This is a genomic window from Sphingomonas sp. Leaf10 (assembly GCF_001421245.1).
Taxonomy (GTDB): Bacteria; Pseudomonadota; Alphaproteobacteria; order Sphingomonadales; family Sphingomonadaceae; genus Sphingomonas.
The window spans coordinates 1-1,117 of record NZ_LMKE01000016.1; the positions used below are offsets into that span (position 1 = coordinate 1).

Here is a 1,117-nt window from a genome sequence, read left to right on the forward strand (position 1 = left end):
TTATGCGCGAAAACCACGGTCGGTCTCTGGTTGCCGCTGGATGAAAGACCGGGGTCACGTCACGGCCCGCGCACCCATCGTTTCGGATTTGCTGTGCGCTCCGGGTTGGGCCACATTCGGTATCAAACCACGCCGGGAGTAATCCGTGCCCATTCTCAAGATAATGACTGATGCCGACTTCGATGAATACGAGGCGAAAGAGGCGCAGCGGTTTCCCGGTGCTCTTTACGGCAGTCCAAGCCATATCCGCTTAGATTGGTTGAATGCCTTTGACGCGGCGCTGGCCACGAAAGATGAGGAAGCCATTCAGCGGTGCATCGAGCAGCGCCCGTATCTTGCGCAGTATATTACCCCGAGCACCGGCCATCACGGCATATGGCTATTTCCGAAGCAACAAATTGCTTTGCACCAGCCGAACGGATCGCCCGGCAAGATACCTGATTTCCTCGCAGTTGCTAGGAACTCGGATGGATATACATGGTGGATTATCGAGCTAAAGCGCGCGGACGTTCAGTTTGCAAACAGAAAGGCAGACGCTTTCAGCCCAGCGGCAAACAAGGCACTTGTCCAGTGCACGAGCTACCTGAACCAGTTTGATCGCTACGTCGATACAGTCCGGTCGATGACAGGCGTTAAAGAGATTGTGCGACCAAAGAGTGTGCTGCTGCTGATCGGCGACTCCCGGCACGAAACACCGGGGCAAACGTCGATGCGCGGTAACGTGAATGAGTCTTTATCCGACCGTTTGCAGGTCGTCTCATACGATCGGATTAGGCGTCACTTGCAAAGCGACCTAGGCTACCGCCGAAGAAACCGCGACTTTGAGGAGGTTGCAACCTGATTGCTTCCCGGCCCGTAGGGCCGGGAAGGTGCTGCGCTAGGCCGCCGGTTGTTCCCGCCGGCGAGCAGCTACCATGCGGTGACGTAACGCCAGTTCACTCGCTTCCTGCATGACGCGAAGTGGCGGCATCACTGGCACCAAATCGCCTGTACGGTGGTTGGGATACCATTCGTCGAAGATTGCATCGCTGATCGCGTTGAGTGCAAGCACATCGTAAGCGTGGTCAGCAGGCCGCCTTGCGGTAGCGCTGGCTGTCAGGATGCTTGTCGCCTTTGA

2 protein-coding genes are annotated in these 1,117 nt (G+C 56.8%); one reads left to right on the plus strand and one right to left on the minus strand.

The features are described from left to right. Positions 1 to 163: 163 nt before the first annotated feature. On the plus strand, positions 164 to 841 hold the full coding sequence (locus ASE59_RS13260; protein WP_056457027.1) for a Shedu anti-phage system protein SduA domain-containing protein: 678 nt from the start codon (positions 164 to 166) through the stop codon (positions 839 to 841). Between the two features lie 36 nt (positions 842 to 877). Here the strand turns inward: ASE59_RS13260 and ASE59_RS20725 are convergent. After that, positions 878 to 1,117 (minus strand): hypothetical protein (locus tag ASE59_RS20725; protein ID WP_235515762.1); only part of this gene is annotated, 240 nt, incomplete at its 5' end.

Bases quoted from the DNA above. Each gene is read 5' to 3' on its own strand.
- ASE59_RS13260 (WP_056457027.1), top strand. From the start codon at position 164: ATGACTGATGCCGACTTCGATGAATACGAGGCGAAAGAGGCGCAGCGG.